Annotated in this window: 14 protein-coding genes; 8 read left to right on the top strand and 6 right to left on the bottom strand. The window is 71.5% G+C overall.

Annotated features, from left to right (window positions below):
• Nucleotides 1–52: 52 nt before the first annotated feature.
• Nucleotides 53–1,132, bottom strand: a complete 1,080-nt coding sequence (locus ACFYUV_RS10405) for a LacI family DNA-binding transcriptional regulator (protein ID WP_358295918.1) — start codon at nucleotides 1,130–1,132, stop codon at nucleotides 53–55.
• On the bottom strand, nucleotides 1,129–2,169 hold the full coding sequence (locus ACFYUV_RS10400; protein WP_387667224.1) for a hydroxyacid dehydrogenase: 1,041 nt from the start codon (nucleotides 2,167–2,169) through the stop codon (nucleotides 1,129–1,131). The genes ACFYUV_RS10405 and ACFYUV_RS10400 overlap by 4 nt, the downstream gene beginning before the upstream one ends.
• A gap of 168 nt (nucleotides 2,170–2,337) precedes the next feature.
• Between ACFYUV_RS10400 and ACFYUV_RS10395 the strand changes: the two genes are divergently transcribed.
• From ACFYUV_RS10395 to ACFYUV_RS10370, 6 genes are read left to right on the top strand one after another with little or no spacing between them, the layout of a single operon-like run.
• Entirely contained in the window at nucleotides 2,338–3,318 is a 981-nt protein-coding gene (locus ACFYUV_RS10395; RefSeq protein ID WP_387667222.1) for an ABC transporter permease, read from the top strand.
• The gene (locus tag ACFYUV_RS10390) at nucleotides 3,305–4,192 is read left to right on the top strand and encodes a carbohydrate ABC transporter permease (RefSeq protein WP_357985905.1); all 888 of its coding nucleotides are present in this window, start codon (nucleotides 3,305–3,307) and stop codon (nucleotides 4,190–4,192) included. The genes ACFYUV_RS10395 and ACFYUV_RS10390 overlap by 14 nt, the downstream gene beginning before the upstream one ends.
• A gap of 26 nt (nucleotides 4,193–4,218) precedes the next feature.
• The gene (locus tag ACFYUV_RS10385) at nucleotides 4,219–5,886 is read left to right on the top strand and encodes an extracellular solute-binding protein (protein WP_387667218.1); all 1,668 of its coding nucleotides are present in this window, start codon (nucleotides 4,219–4,221) and stop codon (nucleotides 5,884–5,886) included.
• A 2-nt stretch (nucleotides 5,887–5,888) separates the two neighbouring features.
• Nucleotides 5,889–7,259, top strand: coding sequence for a M1 family metallopeptidase (locus ACFYUV_RS10380; protein ID WP_387667216.1), 1,371 nt, complete (start codon nucleotides 5,889–5,891; stop codon nucleotides 7,257–7,259).
• A complete protein-coding gene (locus ACFYUV_RS10375) occupies nucleotides 7,256–9,469 on the top strand; it encodes a right-handed parallel beta-helix repeat-containing protein (RefSeq protein WP_387667213.1) in 2,214 nt (737 codons plus the stop codon). The genes ACFYUV_RS10380 and ACFYUV_RS10375 overlap by 4 nt, the downstream gene beginning before the upstream one ends.
• Nucleotides 9,466–10,680, top strand: coding sequence for an alpha-L-fucosidase (locus ACFYUV_RS10370; protein WP_387667210.1), 1,215 nt, complete (start codon nucleotides 9,466–9,468; stop codon nucleotides 10,678–10,680). The genes ACFYUV_RS10375 and ACFYUV_RS10370 overlap by 4 nt, the downstream gene beginning before the upstream one ends.
• A 75-nt stretch (nucleotides 10,681–10,755) precedes the next feature.
• Here ACFYUV_RS10370 and ACFYUV_RS10365 read toward each other — a convergent pair whose 3' ends face one another.
• Together ACFYUV_RS10365 and ACFYUV_RS10360 are read right to left on the bottom strand one after the other, a co-directional pair.
• Nucleotides 10,756–12,126: a hypothetical protein gene (locus ACFYUV_RS10365; protein ID WP_387667208.1), complete on the bottom strand. Its 1,371-nt coding sequence runs from the start codon at nucleotides 12,124–12,126 to the stop codon at nucleotides 10,756–10,758.
• Between the two features lie 28 nt (nucleotides 12,127–12,154).
• Nucleotides 12,155–12,781, bottom strand: coding sequence for a TetR/AcrR family transcriptional regulator (locus ACFYUV_RS10360; protein WP_387667205.1), 627 nt, complete (start codon nucleotides 12,779–12,781; stop codon nucleotides 12,155–12,157).
• Nucleotides 12,782–12,987: 206 nt separating this feature from the next.
• Here ACFYUV_RS10360 and ACFYUV_RS10355 point away from each other — a divergent pair, with 206 nt between their 5' ends.
• Together ACFYUV_RS10355 and ACFYUV_RS10350 are read left to right on the top strand one after the other, a co-directional pair.
• Complete coding sequence (locus ACFYUV_RS10355; RefSeq protein ID WP_387667202.1) at nucleotides 12,988–13,452, top strand: hypothetical protein; 465 nt, start codon at nucleotides 12,988–12,990, stop codon at nucleotides 13,450–13,452.
• Nucleotides 13,452–14,537, top strand: a complete 1,086-nt coding sequence (locus tag ACFYUV_RS10350) for an LLM class flavin-dependent oxidoreductase (protein WP_387667199.1) — start codon at nucleotides 13,452–13,454, stop codon at nucleotides 14,535–14,537. The genes ACFYUV_RS10355 and ACFYUV_RS10350 overlap by 1 nt, the downstream gene beginning before the upstream one ends.
• A gap of 588 nt (nucleotides 14,538–15,125) precedes the next feature.
• Here ACFYUV_RS10350 and ACFYUV_RS10345 read toward each other — a convergent pair.
• Both ACFYUV_RS10345 and ACFYUV_RS10340 read right to left on the bottom strand, forming a co-directional pair.
• The gene (locus ACFYUV_RS10345; protein WP_387667196.1) at nucleotides 15,126–15,584 is read right to left on the bottom strand and encodes a hypothetical protein; all 459 of its coding nucleotides are present in this window, start codon (nucleotides 15,582–15,584) and stop codon (nucleotides 15,126–15,128) included.
• Nucleotides 15,585–16,073: 489 nt separating this feature from the next.
• Complete coding sequence (locus tag ACFYUV_RS10340; RefSeq protein ID WP_387667194.1) at nucleotides 16,074–17,321, bottom strand: esterase/lipase family protein; 1,248 nt, start codon at nucleotides 17,319–17,321, stop codon at nucleotides 16,074–16,076.
• Nucleotides 17,322–18,034: the final 713 nt, after the last annotated feature.

The raw sequence follows: 18,034 nt of genomic DNA, 5'->3' as shown, positions 1-18,034 counted from the left end.
TTTCTATCCCTGCTCCACGCCGCAATCCCGAGCCATGATCAGTAAGCGCTTCCTACGGCAGCGGCGCGACCGAGGCCCTGACCACGATGCTCGTGCCGACCTTGGCCATCGTCTGCACGGGCGAGAGGTAGTCGTCGTCGTCCCCGACGTCGAGGCCGAGGCGTACGGCCTGGCGGCCCAGCTCCTCCAGCGGGATGCGCACGGTCGTCAGCTGCGGCCGCAGCTCCTGCGCTATCGGCACGTCGTCGTAGCCCACCACCGAGACCGCCTCCGGCACCGGCACGCCCGCGAGCTCCAGCCCCTGCATCGCGCCCGCCGCGACCGTGTCGTTGGCGCAGAACAGCGCCGTGAAGTCGAGCTTGTCGGCCAGCAGCGCGCGGATCCTGTCGTAGCCGAACCTGCGGTTGAGCTGCCCGAGGTGGATCAGCCCCTTGTCGTAGGGCAGGCCGCGGAAGGCGAGCGCGCGCCGGTGCCCGGCGAGCCGCGCGACGGTCGTGGACAGGCTCGGCGGCCCGCCCAGGAAGACGATCTTCCGGTGCCCCTGCGTGATGAGGTGGTCCGTGATCGCGAAGGCGCCGCCCTCGTTGTCGTACTCGACGACCCGGGTCGGCACGTCGTCGCCGAGCGACGGCCGGCCGCACAGCACCAGCGTGGAGCCGCTGGCATGCAGCGCGCGGGCCCGGCGGGCGACCTGGGCGGCGTAGGCGCGGTCCTCGTACGCGCCGCCGACCAGGATGACGGCGTCGGCCCGCTGCTCGTGCAGCAGGTCGATGAGCGCGAGCTCCTTCTCGTGGCTGCCGTGGGTGCAGCAGACCATGCACAGGCGGCCGTGCCTGGTGGCCTCGCGCTCGACGCCCCGGGCGATGTAGGCGTAGAAGGGGTCGATCACGTCGTTGATGATGATCCCGACGGTCCTGTTGGTGGCTCCGGCCAGGGCGCGGGCGTGGGCGTTGGCGACGTAGCCCAGCTCGGCGATGGCCCGCTCGACCCGCTGGCGCGTCACCGCCGAGACCGGGTAGTTGCCGTTGATCACCCGGGACACGGTCGCGCTGGAGACGCCCGCGCGCTTCGCCACGTCGGCCATCGTCGCCAGGCTCGGCTCGGTCACCGGCACCTCCTCGCTGTCGATCATGCCATTCGGTCGAGCTCGCCGCGATCGATCTCGTGCAGCAGCGGCAGCCCGGCGGCGTAACGGGCGATCTCCCCGAGCGTGGACTCGGCCAGCCTGCCGAGCTCGTTGCCCTGCGCGCCCGCCAGATGGGGGGTCACGAACGCGTTGGGCAGGTCGAACAGCGGATGGCCGGCCGGGAGCGGCTCGGGGTCGCTGACGTCAAGTATCGCGTCGAGCCGGCCGCTGCGTACCTCCTTGACCAGCGCGTCGGTGTCGACCAGGCCGCCGCGGGCGGTGTTGACGACGACGGCGCCGTCGCGGAGCATCGACAGCCGCCTGGCGTCGAGCATGCGGCGGGTCTCGCGGGTCTCGGGGGCGTGCAGGCTGACCACGTGCGACCGCCTGACCAGGGTGTCGAGGTCGACGGCCGTGCCGCCGAGCTCGGCGATCCCGGCGGGGTCGGCGTACGGGTCGTAGACCAGCACGTCCGCGTCGAGGCCGCCGAGGAGCCCCATGACGCGCCGGCCGATCCTGGACAGCCCGACCAGGCCGACCGTGATGCCGCGGGTGCCGAGCCAGGGCAGGCCGGAGAAGTCGCGCCGGGTGCCGCGCTCCCGGTAGCGGCGGGCCAGGGTGAAGGCCCGCTTGGCGCCGAAGACGATGGCGGCGAAGGTGAACTCGGCGACGGGCACCGCGTTGGCGTCGGCCGCGCTGCAGACCCGGACGCCGCGTTCCAGGACGGCCGGGTCGAGGAAGGTCTTGACCGTGCCCGCCGCGTGCGCGACGAGGCGCAGGCCGGGGGCGCGATCGAGCAGCCCGGCGTCGATCTTCGGGCAGCCCCAGCCGGTCACCAGGACCTCGGCCCCGGCCAGCGCGCGCAGGGCGTCCGGCGAGCCGACCTCGTGCAGCACCTGGTCGTGGAGCTCGGTCAGCTCACCGAGGCGGCGCAGGGCCCCGTGCCCGAACACCTCCTCGCGCACCCCAGGCGCCATCGCCAGCACGGCGCGCGGTCTCGGCCGGGTGTGCGGAGGTCTCACCGGCGCCTCTTGTCTGCCCACGTCCATCTCCCGATAGTAAGCGCGTTCTACGCACTGCTGCGGCACGCTAGGGCTTCACCTGCGCAAAGGTCAAGGAGTCTGGCGGAGAACGGCATGACTTCCGGTCAAGGGCTTGACGAAGCATGAAAGCGCTTACTAGCTTCCTCGCCAACTGGAAGGACCCAGCGCATGACCGCTACCCTCGACGCCCCCCGTGCCGGGACAGCGTCGTCGTCCGGCGAGAGGCCGCGCAGGCTCTCGCTGTGGCGGCGCCTCCGGCGCGACCGGGTGATGCTCCTGCTGACGCTGCCCGGGCTGATCTATTTCCTGGTCTTCCACTACGGGCCGCTGTTCGGCTACGTGGTCGCGTTCAAGGAATATCAGCCCTACATCGGCTTCATCGACAGCGCCTGGGTGGGGCTGCGGAACTTCGCCACCGTCTTCGGCGACCCCGGCGTCTGGAACGCCCTCGGCAACACCCTCAAGATCACCCTCACCCAGCTCGTGCTCTTCTTCCCCGCACCGATCGCCCTCGCACTGCTGCTCAACAGCGTGGTCAGCGACAGGGTGCGCAGGTTCGTGCAGAGCGTGGTCTACCTGCCGCACTTCATCGGCTGGGTGATCATCGTCTCGGTGTTCCAGCAGATCCTCGGCGGCGCGGGCGCGCTGCCGAACTTCCTGCAGAGCGCCGGCCTGCCGCGCTACGACATGATGACCGATCCCGACGTCTTCCCGCTGCTGGTGACGTTGCAGGTGATCTGGAAGGACGCCGGCTGGGCGACGATCATCTTCCTCGCCGCCCTGCTCGCCATCAACCAGGACCTGTACGAGGCCGCCGCCATGGACGGCGCGGGCCGCTGGCGCCGCCTGTGGCACGTCACGCTGCCCGGCATCACGCCGATCATCGTCCTGCTGCTGATCCTCAACCTCGGCAGCATCCTGTCCGTCGGCTTCGAGCAGATCCTGCTCCAGCGCGACAACGTCGGCCCCGAGGCGGGCGAGGTGCTGGACACGTTCGTCTACTTCAACGGCGTCAAGGACGGCCAGTGGGGGCCCGCGGCCGCGGTCGGCCTGGTCAAGACCATCGTCGGCACCGCGATGGTGCTCGGCGCGAACAAGGTGGCCCACCTGTTCGGCCACGAGGGGGTGTACCGCGGTGGCGACAAGTAGCCGACCGGCCTGGATGGAGCGGCCCTCCACGCCCGGCCTGATCCTCAAGGGCGCGATCCTCACCGCGGTCGTCCTGCTGGTGGCCTACCCCTTCGTCGGTGTCATCGGCACCAGCCTGTCGGCCGAGTCCGACATCGCGCGGGCGGGCGGGTTCGTGCTGGTCCCGTCCGCGCCGAGCCTGGCGGCGTACTCGACGATCCTCAGCGGCGGGGTGGTGACGCGGGCGCTGCTGGTCAGCGTGCTGGTGACGGCCGTCGGCACGCTCGCCAGCATGCTCGCCACCATCGGCATGGCGTACGGGCTGAGCCGCCGCGAGGTGACCGGCTCGCGCTGGATCCTGATGGTCGCCCTGCTGACCATGCTCTTCAACCCGGGCCTGATCGCCAACTTCCTGCTGGTCAAGCAGGTCGGCCTGATCGACTCGTTCGGCGCGCTGATCCTGCCGAGCCTGGTGAGCGCGTTCAACCTGGTCGTGCTGCGCTCGTTCTTCATGGGGCTGCCGCGCGAGCTGCTGGAGAGCGCCCGCATCGACGGCGCGGGCGACTTCGGCATCCTCGTACGGATCGTGCTGCCGCTGTCGAAGGCGGTGCTCGCGGTGATCTCGCTGTTCTACGCCGTCGGCTACTGGAACGCCTTCTTCAACGCCCTGCTCTACCTCGACGACTCCGACAAGTTCCCGCTCCCGCTGATCCTGCGCACGTTCGTCCTGCAGGGCCGTTCGATGGAGACCGTGACGGCCGCCGAGGCGCCGGCGCCCGTGCAGGCGGTCCAGATGGCCGTGCTCGTGGTGGCGATCGTGCCCATCCTGCTCGTCTACCCCTTCCTGCAGCGCTACTTCACCAAGGGCGTGCTCACCGGCGCCGTCAAAGGCTGACCCCCCAACCCCCCAAGGAAGATCCCATGAGAGAAAGCGTCTCGCGCCGAGGTTTCCTCCGGCTCGGCGCCGCCACGGCGGCGGGTGTCGTCGCCTCCTCCGCCCTCGCGGCCTGCGGTGGCGGGTCCGCCGCGCCCGCCGCCAAGGCGCAGGGGCTGACCATCAAGCTGCCGACGTACACGCCGCCGGCCGGCACGCTCACCCCCGACCTGCCCGGCAGCCCCACGGGCGTGCCCGAGGGCTACTTCACCTATCCGGACAAGCTGTTCAGGGCCGTCGCCAAGCCGCCGATGTCGGGCGGGACCGTGAAGATCGCGGTGCAGACGTTCCTACCGCCGCCGCCCGGCCGCGCGGAGAACCCGGCGTGGCAGGAGGTGGAGAAGCGGCTCGGCGGGACGGCCGACGTGCAGGCGGTCTCGTCCGACGACTGGCCGACGAAGTTCAACACGATGGTCGCGGGCGGCACGTTGCCCGACATGTTCACCTACATCCAGTCGCAGGGGGTGAACAACCTGCCCGCGTTCGCGGCCAGCCAGTGCACCGACCTGACGGCGCTGCTCGGCGGGGACGCGGTCAAGGAGTACCCGAACCTGGCGGCGATCCCGCAGGTGTTCTGGAAGCAGGGCATCGTCGGCGGCAAGCTGTACGGCATCCCCATCCCGCGCAACATGGTCGGCGGGCTCGGCTTCTACCGGGCCGACATGTTCGCGAAGGCGGGCGTCGCCGACCTGGCGCAGGTCTCCGACATGGACCGCCTGTTCGAGCTGCTCAAGGAGGTGACCAGGCCCAAGGACAACCAGTGGGGCGTGCTCACCATGGTCGGCGGCGTGTACGGCCTGTCGATCTTCTCGCAGCTGTTCGGCGCCCCCAACGGCTGGCGGCTGGAGAACGGCAGGCTCGTCCACGCCATCGAGACCGAGGAGTACAAGGCGGCCGTCGAGTACGTCCGCAAGCTCCGCGAGGCGGGCGTCATCTACCCCGGCTCGGAGGGCTTCGACGGCCTCAAGCGCAAGAACGAGTTCAACTCCGGCCACGCCGCGATGGTCTACGACGGCCTGCCCGCCTACCTCGGGCCCACCGGCTACCTGCAGACGTCCAAGAAGATCGACCCGACGGCCGATCCGCGGCCGCTCACGCCGGTCGGCCCGAAGGCCAAGGCGTTCCTCAACAACATCGTCGTCTCGATCACCATGCTGAAGAAGAGCGACGAGCAGCGGGCCAAGGAACTGCTGCGGGTGGCCGACTTCTTCGCCTCGCCGTTCGGCAGCGAGGAGTACACGCTGTTCAACTACGGCCTGGAGGGCACCGACCACACGCGCGACGCCAAGGGCGCGCCGGTGCTGACCGAGCAGGGCGGGCGGGACACCGCCGTGCCGTGGAAGTTCGTCGCCGCGCCGACGCAGGCGCTGTTCGACTCCTCCTCGAAGGAGGCCGTGAAGATCATGCACGACGCCATCGGCAAGATGATCGCCGTGGGCGTGGAGGACCCGACGGTCGGGTTGTACTCCCCCGCCAACGAGAACAAGTACGAGTCGCTGTACACCATGCGCACCGACCGGGTGACCTCCATCGTGGCCGGGCGGGCGCCGCTGAGTGACCTGGACAAGCTGGTCAAGGACTGGCGGGCGCAGGGCGGCGACCAGGCCCGCGCCGAGTTCGAGGAAGCACTCAAGCAGTCACCGAAGGCGGGCTGACCATGAAGCGGACCGTCATCGCCCTCGTCGCGGCCGCGCTGCTCGGCACCGCCGCCGCCGTACCCCCGTCGCCGGGCTCGCCCGGGGTCGGCGACCCGCTGTTCCCGACGCTCGGCAACGGCGGCTACGACGTGCGCCACTACGACGTCTCCTTCGACTTCACCCCGGTCACCTACGACTTCTCCGGCGTCGTACGGTTCACCGCGAAGGCCACCCAGGCCCTGTCGTCCTTCAACCTCGACACCGACGGGCACGTGATCGACGCCGTCACCGTCGACGGCGAGCCCGCCACCTGGGCGCTCTCCCCCGGGCAGAGCGGTCAGGAGCTGACCGTCACGCCCGCCGAGCCGCTGCGCGAGCACGTCCCGTTCGAGGCCGAGGTGCGCTTCCACGGCAACGGCAAGGCGCCGCGCGCGGGCCTGACCGGCTGGCGCTTCGGCCCCGACGGCGGGTTCGCCGCCGCCGCGCAGTCCAGCAGGGCCGACACGTTCTTCCCCGTCAACGACCATCCGTCGGACAAGGCCACCTGGACCTTCCGCGTCACCGCCCCCGAGGGGTACGTCGCCACCGCCAACGGCGAGCTGACCGGCCGCGACGGCGGCACGTGGACGTTCGAGGAGCGCGAGCCGATGGCCTCGGAGCTGATCGGCCTCGCCGTGGTCAAGGGCACGTACGTCTACGGCACCGGCCCGCACGCGCTCCCGCTGCGGCACGTCGTCCCCCAGGGCCAGGAGGCCAGGTACGCGCCGATCGCCGCCGAGACCGGCGCCCAGATCGCCTGGGCGGAGGCCAGGTTCGGCCGGTTCCCGTTCTCCACGTACGGGGTGCACATCTACCCGGGGTACAGCGACGCGCTGGAGAACCAGACGCTGTCGCTGTTCGGCACCGGGTGGTTCGACCGGCCCACGTACTCCAACACGATGGTGCACGAGCTCGTCCACCAGTGGTTCGGCGACTCGGTGACCCCCGCCACCTGGCAGGACGCCTGGCTGAACGAGGGCCCGGCCGTCTACTACGCGGCCGTGTGGGCGCAGGAGCACGGCGGCCAGCCGCTGGCCGACAAGATGCGCGGCGTGTACGCCAAGCTCGACGAGGTCCGCGCCAAGGACGGCCCGCCCGGCAGGCCGAAGGGCCTCGGCGGCTACAACATCTACGACGGCGGCGCCCTCGTCCTGTACGCCCTGCGCACCGAGGTCGGCGAGGAGACGTTCGACCGGATCATGCGCCGATGGGTGCAGCGCAACAAGGACGGCAACGCCTCCACCGAGGACTTCATCACCCACGCCGCCGCCACCGCCCACCGTCCCGCCCTGGACGGCTTCCTGCGCGCCTGGCTCTTCGGCACCCAGAACCCCCCGCTGGAGGGAATGTGAACGCCGCGATCGCCCTCGCCCTGACCCTGGCCCTGCCCCCCGCGCCCCCCGCGCCCCCTGCGGCCGCCCCGGCCCCGAAGGTCTTCCACGTCGCCCCGGACGGCCGGTCCGCGGCCTGCAACCAGGTCAACCCGTGCTCCCTGGAGACCGCGCGGGACAAGGTCCGCGAGGCCCTGGCCGGCGGCATGGACCGCGACGTCGAGGTCCGCCTGGCGGGCGGCGTCTACCGGATGGCCGCGCCGCTCGTCCTGGACCGGCGCGACTCCGGCCCCGACGGGCACACGGTGACCTGGACCGCCGCCCCCGGCGCTCGTCCGGTGCTGTCCGGCGGCGTGCCGATCACCGGCTGGCGGCAGGAGGGACGCCTCCAGGTCGCGCCCGTTCCCGAGGGCCTCTCGCCCCGGCAGCTGTTCGTCGGCGGCGTACGCGCGGTCCGGGCACGCGGCGGGTCGTGCCCGGCCGCGACCTGCGACGCGACGAAGACGGGCATGACCGGCGCGGTGAAGAGCGGGGTCGCGGGCTGGGCCGACCCGGCGAACGCCGAGGCGGTCATCAAGGTCAGGTGGCGGAACTACCGCTGCAGGATCGACCGCGTGGACGGCGACGTGATCACCTTCGTCCAGCCGTGCTGGACGAACTCCGCGAGCGGCACCGGCCGCACCGGGCCCGCGTGGGACTCGACGACGGTCGACTCCTCCCGGTACTCCAAGGTGTCCTTCTTCGAGAACGCCGCCGAGCTGCTCGACGAGCCGGGCGAGTTCGTCTTCGACCGGACCGCCCGTACCGTCTCCTACCTGCCCCGGGCGGGCGAGCGACTGGACGACGTGATCGCGCCCGCCACCGAGACATTGCTGCGCCTGGAGGGCGCGAGGCGGGTCAGGATCGCCGGGCTGGGCTTCGAGCACGCCGCCTACCGGCAGCCGGACACCGCCGAGGGGTACGCGGGCACGCAGGGCGGCCTCACCCTGACCGGCGCGACCGGCCCCGAGGACCACGCCGGCCGCTTCTACACCAAGCCGGCCGCGGCCGTCGTCGTGCGCGGCGGCCGGGACGTGACCGTCGAGGGCGCCGCGTTCGCGCGCCTCGGCGGCGCCGGCGTGATCCTGGAGGGCGGCACCAAGGACTCGGCGGTCACCGGCTCGACGTTCACCGACCTGTCGTCGGGCGCGGTCTACGTCGGCGACACCGAGCCCAATCCCCCGGCCGAGCTGCGCGGCGAGCGCAACACGGTGGCCCGCAACACCATCACCTGGACCGGCCGCGAGTTCACCGACGCGGTGGGCGTCTGGGCGGGCTACGAGTCCGGGCTGCGCGTGGACCACAACACGCTGGAGAAGCTGCCGTACTCGGGCGTGTCGGTCGGGTGGGGCTGGAACCAGCCAGTGGCCCAGAACCCGGACATGCGCGACAACCGGATCACCGGCAACAGGATCGTGGACGCCATGATGGTCGCCGAGGACCAGCACGACGGCGGCGCGATCTACACCCAGGGCCCGCAGCCCGGCACGGTGATCTCCGGCAACTACCTCAACCGGTCGGCGTACGGCAACACCGAGCGCGACGGCAACGGCGTCTACCTCGACGAGCAGAGCTCCCACATCACCGTCGAAGGCAACGTGATCACCCGCGTCGGCTACAAGTGGATCTCCAACTGGGCCGGGTACGGCATCGACAACCTCGCGACCGGCAACTGGACCGACACCACCGCGCCGGAGCTGTCCGGCCGCGGCTCGCGGCAGGTGGACAACCACACCGCCCTGGAACGGCTGCCCGACGCGGCGCTCGCCGTCGTCGCGGCGGCGGGCGCGAGCCCCGGCCCGGTCGAGCAGCTCGCACCCGACCTGGCCAGGACGGGCAGCGCCACCCAGTCCGCCACCGAGGGCGCCGCGGCGGCCGCCGACGCCCTCGACGGCTCCACGGTGACCGACACCAGGACGACGTCCGCGCCCGGCTCCTGGTGGCAGGTCGACCTGGGCGGCCCGCACCGGATCGGCACGGTGGAGATCTGGAACGACGCCTCCATGACCACGGCCGACGCCGAGCTGCTGGTCTCGGCCACGCCCGACTTCGAGCGGGCCACGCGGGTGCCGCTGCCGGGCCGGGCGCTGCGCCCGTCCGTGATCGCGGTGGACGCCGAGGGCCGGTACGTGCGAATCCAGCGGACCGGCACCGGCAGGATCGGCCTGTCGGCCGTCATGGTGCACCCATGAGCTGGTTCACGCAGGCCCGGTTCGGCCTGTTCATCCACTGGGGCATCTACGCGGCGGCCGCCCGCCACGAGTGGGTGCAGTCGTACGAGAAGATGGACGACGAGCGCTACCGCCGCTACTTCGACCACTTCGACCCCGACCTCTACGACCCGGCCGCCTGGGCCGACGAGGCCGTCAACGCCGGGATGAAGTACCTGGTCGTGACGGGCAAGCACCACGACGGCTTCTGCCTGTGGGACTCCGCGCTGACCGATTTCAAGGCCCGGCGCGACCTGCTCGCCCCCATGCTCGACGCCTTCAGGGAGCGCGGCCTGCGTACCGGCCTGTACTACTCCCTGCTCGACTGGCACCACCCCGACTTCCCCAACGACCTCTACCACCCCCGCCGCGACGAGGACCTCGGCGAACGCGACGTCGCCAAGTACGCCGACTACCTGCACGGCCAGGTGCGCGAGCTGCTGACCCGCTACGGCCGCATCGACACGATGTGGTTCGACTTCTCCTACGCCGGGCGCGGCTTCGGCGCCAAGGGCCCCGACGAGTGGCGTTCGGCGGAGCTGGAGCGGATGGTCCGCGAGCTGCAGCCGGGCATCCTCGTCAACAACCGGCTCGGGCTCGGCGGCGGCGACTTCACCACGCCCGAGCAGGTCATGCCGCCCGGCGGCGTGCCCGGCCACCGGCCGTGGGAGGCCTGCCAGACGCTCAACGGCAGCTGGGGACACCACCGCGACAACCAGGACTGGAAGCCGGTCGAGCTGCTGGTGAAGATGCTGGTCGACACCGTGTCCAAGGGCGGCAACATGCTGCTGAACGTCGGCCCGAACGCCCGGGGCGAGTTCGAGCCGCGCGCCCTGGAACGGCTGCGCGGGATCGGCGCGTGGATGCGCCTGCACGCCCGGTCCATCCACGGGGCAGGGCCCGCGGAGTTCGAGGCCCCGCCCGACTGCCGCTACACCCGACGCGGCGACCGGCTCTACCTGCACCTGCTGTCGTGGCCGATGCAGCACGTGCACCTGCCCGGCCTCGGCGGCCGGGTGGCCTACGCCCAGTTCCTGCACGACGCCTCGGAGGTGCCGTTCGTCGAGATCGACCCGAAGGAGCCGTTCCACCACTACCTGCGCGGCCTGCCGGAGGACACCCTGACCCTGCGGCTGCCGATCACCCGCCCCGACGTGACGATCCCGGTCGTCGAGCTGCTCCTGAGGCCCTAGTGCCGCGTTCCTCAGGGTGTAGGTGAACCGTCGCCGGCGGCTGTCCGGGCGTTGCGGCGGAGAGTCCGGCGCCCGTCAGGGCTGCGGCAGCGGGATGATCTTGCGGTACTTCCCTCCGGCCGACTGCTCCGGCGGCTCCTCGGCGCGCTCGATCGTCACGTGACCGGCCTTGTGCTCGGCGAGCAGATGGACGGCCCGGTCGTGGGCGGCCTGCCAGACGCGGTCCGCGTCGGCGCCGCCGGCGGCCCGCAGGCGTACCCGCAGGACGGTGGGCGCGGTCTGGACGAGCTGGAACTGCTCCATGCCGGGTACGGCCAGCGCGGTGCTGAAGGACATGGGCGAGATGCCGACGCGCTCGCCGGACCCGGTGGGAAAGGTGAGCAGATCGGCCGCACGCCCCTGCACCTGGACGGCCGGGAGCGGATTGCCGCACGGGCAGGGGTCAGGACGCATCAGGACGCTGTCGCCGAGGTCGTAGCGCAGGATCGGCTGGACCCGGTTGGCGAGGTTGCTGATCAGGACGGTGTGTGAGAGCCGCCCGGGCGGCACCGGCCGGTGGTCGGCGTCGACCGGCTCCAGGACGACCCAGTCACTGTTGACGTGGTACCAGCCCTCCCGGCAGCCGGCGGTGAGGAAGCCGCACTCGCCACAGGCGTAGGCGGCGCGGACCTTCGCCCCGAACGCGGCGGCCAGGCGTTCCCGGGTCTGCGGGCTCAGCGTCTCGCCGCCGGGGATGACGAGCGCCGGGCGGATGCGCAACCGGCCGGCCTCCTGTTCCCCTGCCAGCAGCGTGAGCAGCCCGACGAAACCGGCGACGCTGGCCGGATCGAACCGGTTGAGCTCGTCGACCATCTCCTCCATCGACTGGTCGGTCCGGATGATCCGCATCAACCGGCCCAGCCACGGCCGTTCCAGGGCCGCCCGTGCCGGTCCGGCGAGGGTGGCGAAGTGGCCCCCGGGCGCCGTGACGATGGCGGTGCGGCCGGCGCGGGCGAGCGTGCGCAGGACGTCGCGGGCCGACAGTCCGGCGCCGGTGCGCAACCCGGTGGCGGTGTGCACGGCCAGGCACCGATCGTCCTGCACGAACAGGCCGCGCTGCCCGCTGGTGCCGGTGGTCGTGGTGACCAGGTAACGGCCCAGGAACCGGTGGCCCACCAGATCGGGATCGGCCACGAACTCCTCGACTCGCTCCCGGGTCACCGCACGGTCGGTGACCCAGTCGTCGAAGCGGGCCATCAGTGTCCTCTTGTCGGTGACGGGGAGCAGCTGCGGGTCGTCGGCCCCTTCCGGCAGGTCATGGTAGAGCTCGCGGTAGAAGGGCGAGTGAGCGCGGGCATGGGCCACCAGCTCGGCCAGGCGACCCCGCCGCCGCCGCGCGATCGCCTCCGGGCCTTCCCGTACGGCGCGCCGCATGTCGCGGGCGAGCCGCCGGACGCTTTCCTCCATGATCGTCGCTCCTGTCTGCGGTGATGCGTCAAGGGTTCGGGGTGGACGGCGGCACCGAGCGCAGACCACGCATGGCGATCTCGACGCCGTGCCGGGCGGCCTCCCACAACTCCTCCTGGGACCGGCCGAGCTGGACGCTGGCCAGGCCCGCCTGCTGGACGGCGCCCATCAGGGCCCCGATCATCGCGGCCGCGGTGATCGGGTCGAGGCCGGGGAAAGCCTTCAGCAGCTCTCCGACGACGCGCTGCTGAAGGTCGAGCAGCAGGTAGAGCCCCTTGGCCTGGAGCGCCGGCGTGGTCAGGGCCAGCCGGGTCACGCCGGACAGCTCCGCGGCCTCCTTGGCGGGGATCTTGGGGCGGCGGTGGGCGGCGTACCGCTCGACCGCCCTGGCCAGCACCTCGCCGGGGCCCTCCTCGGGGCGGCGGTCCGCGATGGCTCCGACCAGCACGTCGAAGTCCCGCTCCATGTCGACGAAGAGCACTTCGTCCTTGGTGCGGAAGTAGTTGAAGAACGTCTTGGGATCGACGTCCGCCGCCGCGGCGATCTGCGTCACGGTGGTCTGCTCATAGCCCTGTTGTTCGAACAGAGCTATGGCCGCCGACACGATGCGCTGCCGGGTCTCCCGCTTCTTCCGCTCCCGCCGCGACTCTTGCATGCGAGCGAATATACTCTTACTAGAATTTTCCAGCAACTGGAAGTTTGTCCGCGCGCGCCCGCCCCGGAGCCGCCACGGCCGGTCTCTCGGCGCGCAGCACAGCGCCCGAAGGGGCCGGCGCGCCGTCCTTCTTGCGCGTGCCCGAGGGATCGTCTACCTTAATTCCCACTAAACCAGTAGCTTATTGTGGAATAGGGGCGGAGACGATGATCCGTGGGGTCGGGCTGCGGGTGGCGGGGGTGGTCCTGCTGGCCGCGATCTGGTGGGCGGTCGCGGCCTCCCGCCTGTGGCCCGAGGTGTTCGTCCCCAGCCCGCAGCAGCGCGCCGCCATCGCCCGGGCGCTCGCGCCCGACCCCGCGATCCTGCTGATGGACGAGCCGTTCGCCGCGCTCGACGCGCTCACCAGAGAGCGGCTCCAGGAGGAACTGCGACGGCTGTGGCAGGCCACGGGCAAGACCGTGCTGTTCGTCACGCACAGCGTCGACGAGGCCGTCTACCTGGGCACCCGCCTGCTGGTGATGAGCCGCGGGCCGGGCACGATCGTGCTCGACCAGCCCTCGGAGCTGCCGCGCGCGGCCGATCCGCGCACCCATCCCGACTTCCCGTCCGTACGCGAGACCGTGGCCGCAGCCGTCCGGCGGGCCGCTTCGTCCGACCCCGAGGTTTCCTGATGCGTTTCCACTGGTTCCTGCCCACGACCGGTGACGGTCACGACGTACGCTCGGCCATCACCACCACCGACGCCTACCGCCCCTCCGCCCGCCCGGCCACCGTCGCGTACCTGACGCAGGTGGCCAGGGCGGCCGAGCAGGCGGGGTTCGAGGCCGCGCTCACCCCCGTCGGCGCGGGCTGCCCCGACCCATGGATCGTGTGCGCGGCCCTGGCCCAGCACACCGAGCGGCTGCGGCTGCTGGTCGCCTTCCGCACCGGGTACGCGCTGCCCACCCTGCTCGCCCAGCAGGCCCAGTCCTTCCAGGAGATCTCCGGCGGCCGGCTGCTGCTGAACGTCGTGACCGGGGGCGACCCCGTCGAGCAGCGCGCGTACGGAGACTTCCTCGACCACGACGCCCGCTACGCCAGGACCGGCGAGTTCCTGCACGTGCTCCGCCGCGCGTGGGACGGCGCGCCGTTCGACCACCACGGCGAGCACTACCGGGTCGAGAGCGGCGGCCTGCCCGCGCCGCTCGACCCGAGGCCGCCGCTCTACTTCGGCGGCGCGTCACCGGCCGCCGAGCAGGTCGCCGCCCGCCACGCCGACGTCGTGCTCATGTGGGGCGAGCCGCCGCAGGCGGTCGCCGAGCGGGTGGCCAGGCTGCGCACGCTCAGCGCCGCGCACGGCCGCACCCTCGGGTACGGCCTGCGCGTGCACGTCATCGCCCGCGACACGAACGAAGCCGCCTGGGCCGAGGCCGACCGGCTGCTCACGGGCATGGACCCGGGCCGCATCGCCGAGGCCCAACACCGCTTCGCCCGCTACGACTCCGTCGGCCAGCGCCGCATGGTGGACCTGCACGCCGGCGGCACCCGTGAGCTGGAGATCCACCCGGGGCTGTGGGCCGGGGTCGGGCTGGTGCGCGAGGGCGCCGGCACCGCCCTGGTCGGCTCGTACGACGAGGTCGCGGCGCTGTTCCACGAATACGCGGCGGCAGGGGTGGAGGAGTTCGTGCTGTCCGGGTGGCCGCATCTGGAGGAGGCGTACCGGGTCGGCGAGCACGTCCTGCCGCGCGTGCCACGGACGGCGGCCCTTCCGGCCTGAGCCTCCGTGGGAGGCGGGTCGGTCGCCGCGGCGCTCGTCGGCGAGCTTGCGCGCGATCTGCGCCGGCTCGGCCGCGGTTCTCCGGTCGGCCGGAGGATCGCTGCCTCGCCCTGCACGCAGTTCGGAGATCTGCGCCCCCCGCGCGGAGCGGAGGCGGCCGTCTCAAGGGGGCTGCTGCCCGGCTGCCGCACCAGCAGCCCGCCGCGACGAGCAGACAGCCTCACCGCCTTGCTGACCAAAACCGCCTGCTTCTGCGGACCTGTTCGACAACCTCATCCGGGACCTCGACCACACCCGGCGGTCGTTCGGCTTCGACTACGCCTTCGAGGCCCGCAGGCCGCCGGCCAAGCGCCGCTTCGGCCACTACGTCACCCCGCTGCTGCCGGAACCCGCCTGGTCGGACGGGCTGACCTCATGCGCGACGGCCCCGTTCTGCGCACCCTGGCGATGCACCGTGAACCCGGCCCGTCCGCCGGGCCACGACTTGGTCCTGCAGGCGGGCCGACGCCTGGTCGAGCACGTCGGCCGGCGCGGCACCGGCAGTGAGGCCGCCCGATCTCGAAATGCCTGCTACGGCGCCGCCGCCGCTCACCCCACGAAGGGGGACTCGAAGGAGAACTGCTCCCGCCTGACCAGGTCTGTGACCTGGGCGGAGCCCAGGGCACGGTCGAACTGGAAGGGGTTGTTGTCGGGCACGCTGCGAGTGCCACAGAACGCCGTCTGCCCGTTCTGGAGGTTGATGTTGACGCAGCGGGCGTCCGCGGGAAGAGACTCCAGGCGGGCGGTGAGGTTCTCGACCTCCACCGAGAAACCCGTGCCGTTGAAGACCTCCGTCTGAGCCTGCTTCCAGGCGGCACCGGTCCCCCAGATACAAGCTCGGGCCGACAGACCGGGGAAGACGAGACTGGACGTCCAGCTTCCGCATGTCGGGTCGGCCGCGGCCGAGGCGCCGCTCGTGCCGGTCAGGCCCGGCGCCATCGTCACAGTAGCCGCCACCACCGCTGCGATCAGGGCACGGGACAGGGCCTTCGCCCATCGGTTGCTCATCGTGGTCGTCCCTTCGTAACAGCCTGATCGCCGCCGCCGGACGTAGGTGTCGCATCGACGGTGGTCGGACGCTGGATCTTCAGGCCGGAGCGCCTGCTGTCCGATCGCTCGATCTTCGGATCGTCGCTGGTTGTAACCGCCCCTCGACAGGGTCCATGTTGTTGGTGGAAACGGCGACGGGCAATCTTCGGTCCACTCAGTGGACCGGCGGAAGCAGCCGCTCTCGCGGGGAGACAGCTCGGCCAACACCCGGATCGGTCAACTCCAAGCCGAGCGCATTCGTCCAGTCGACCCGGGCACGCACCACCCGACATGCAAGATCGACAGCAGCCGCACGCGACGCCACCGAAGATGTCGTTCCCACTCAAACACGACAAAGAGCGGCCCCGCGATCTCACTGGTGATCACGGGGCCGCTTCGTCCCTTGCTCAATTCGCCGACAATGTCGCCATCGAGGATGCGGGGCTGTCGTGAGGTTGGTTGCGCCTTCTAGTCGGGCAGGCGGTCCAGGAGCCAGGTGGCGCCCTCTTCCGTGATCTCGGTGTGGCCGCGGTTGTCGCCGGCGCACATGAAGTCGTCGAAGTCGCTCTCGTCCGGGGACAGCGCGTCGATGTCGGTGTACAGGTCGGCGTCGGTGACGTCGCGGACGGAGACGGCGCTGATGGACGGGACGAAGCAGTGCCCGGCGATCGGATTGTCGACGTCCAGGCCGAGACCTGTGGCTTCGGCGATGGCGTTCAGCGCGTCGGCGAGGATCTTGAAGCCGGTCAGGATGCCGCCGGGCGCGCCGTCCACGCACGGGACTCCCGGCGCCTGCACCTCGATGACGTCGGGCGTCACCAGGCGAAGCATGCCGGCCAGGGTCTCGGGCGCCTTGGGCTGCGTGCGCAGGTCGGTACCGGTGATGAGGTCGCCGGTGCCCAGCAGCGCGCTCTCCCCGGCGCCGGTGCCGTTGCCCGCACCGTTGCCCGCACCGTCGGCCACGGCGAGCAGGCGCGGGATGCGCGGCCACCCACCGACGGACTCCAGCTCGCGCAGGAACTGGGTACGCAGCGGGTCGACACCGGGCACGCCGTCGGTGCCAGGCAGGTGCCAGGCGAGCAGCTGGCGGGCGGCGGGGCTGTTGAACAGGTCGGAGAAGCGCGAGTCGTAGGCGTTGATGTGGTGCGCGAACGCCTGAAGCGAGATCGGCACGTAGGCGCCGCGGTGCGGGGTGTCCCAGGAGAAGTACACGCCGACCTGGTGGTCGATGCGCTGCCTCTCCATCCGGGCCAGGGCGTAGCGGGTGACCAGGCCGCCCATGCTGAACCCGCCGGCCAGCAGGCGGGCGCCGCCGACCCGCTCGGCGGCGGCGCGATGGATCGCCGCGGTGGCGGTCTGCGCGTTGTCGAGGATGGAGGCGCCGCGGTCGTCGTAGCCGATGATGACGACGTCGCGTCCGCGCCGGCGCAGCTCGCTGATCAGCGGGAAGGCACGCCTCTCCAGGCCGTCGTAGAGCTCGTCGATGTCGCTGGCCCCGGATCCGAAGCCGTCGGCCAGGAGCACCGGCCGGGTCAGGGCCTGGTTGCGTTCGCCGTAATACACCCACGCGGTGCCGCCGGGCAGCGGCCAGCGGTCGCTCCACTCCGCGGCGGGAGGAGCGGTGGTGGTGGCGGCCGCCCTTGAGCTGGCGCTGGACGACAGGACGACCGGCGGCGCGGCGCTCAGAGCGCTCGCGATCTGCTGTTTGTTGATCACCCCAGAGTTATCACCATTAGTGGCCACACGAACACCTAAAGCTATGATCTCGGCCGGCTCCTGGTTTGGTTCGCACAGGACCGCAGCAGGAAGTCCAACGTTCCGAACTCGCCGGACGAGGACACCGTGGCCACGTAGGCATCCGGTTCGATCATGGCGAGGCGCCCTCGTGCCGCACCGCGGGCGCTGCCGCTGTCCCGGTACACCCACTCGGCGGCACCGCCCTTGCAGCGGACGTGAGTGCGGCGGTCTCGTAGAGCATCCGCCACCGCCTCTTCTTGCGCAGCGGGAGACCACTGGCGCGACAGCAGCCGGTGGATGGTGGTCCTGGCCACAGCGCGGGCCTCGTCGGCACTTTCCCTGCGGCGTTCGGCCTCAGCCGGGACCGATGGGGCGGCCCAGTGTTTCCTGGTGTGGCGCCAGGTGAGCCAGGAGGTGGTGGCGGTTGCGGTTTCAGGTCGCTGCAATCACGCCCTGCGCCGCCTGGAGTAGAAGGGAGGCGGGCGCCTCGGCTCTGCCCTGCTCGCCTCCCTCACCTCCGCTTCGGCCGCCGGCCGCGCCCACCCCGTGTCTCGGCCGGCAGCATTCCGCCCCGGGCAAGGTCCTGGGACAGCGCCAGCCGCGCCGTCCCACTACCGCTGCGACAACCACTCCACCACCTGACCATCGAACGGTGCCGCCGGATGGCGCCCTGGGCCGTAGTCCCGACACAC

It is taken from the genome of Nonomuraea sp. NPDC003560, from assembly GCF_042878785.1.
GTDB lineage: Bacteria > Actinomycetota > Actinomycetes > Streptosporangiales > Streptosporangiaceae > Nonomuraea.
The sequence above is the reverse complement of the archived record's forward strand: the minus strand, read 5'-3'. Positions and strand labels throughout refer to the sequence as shown.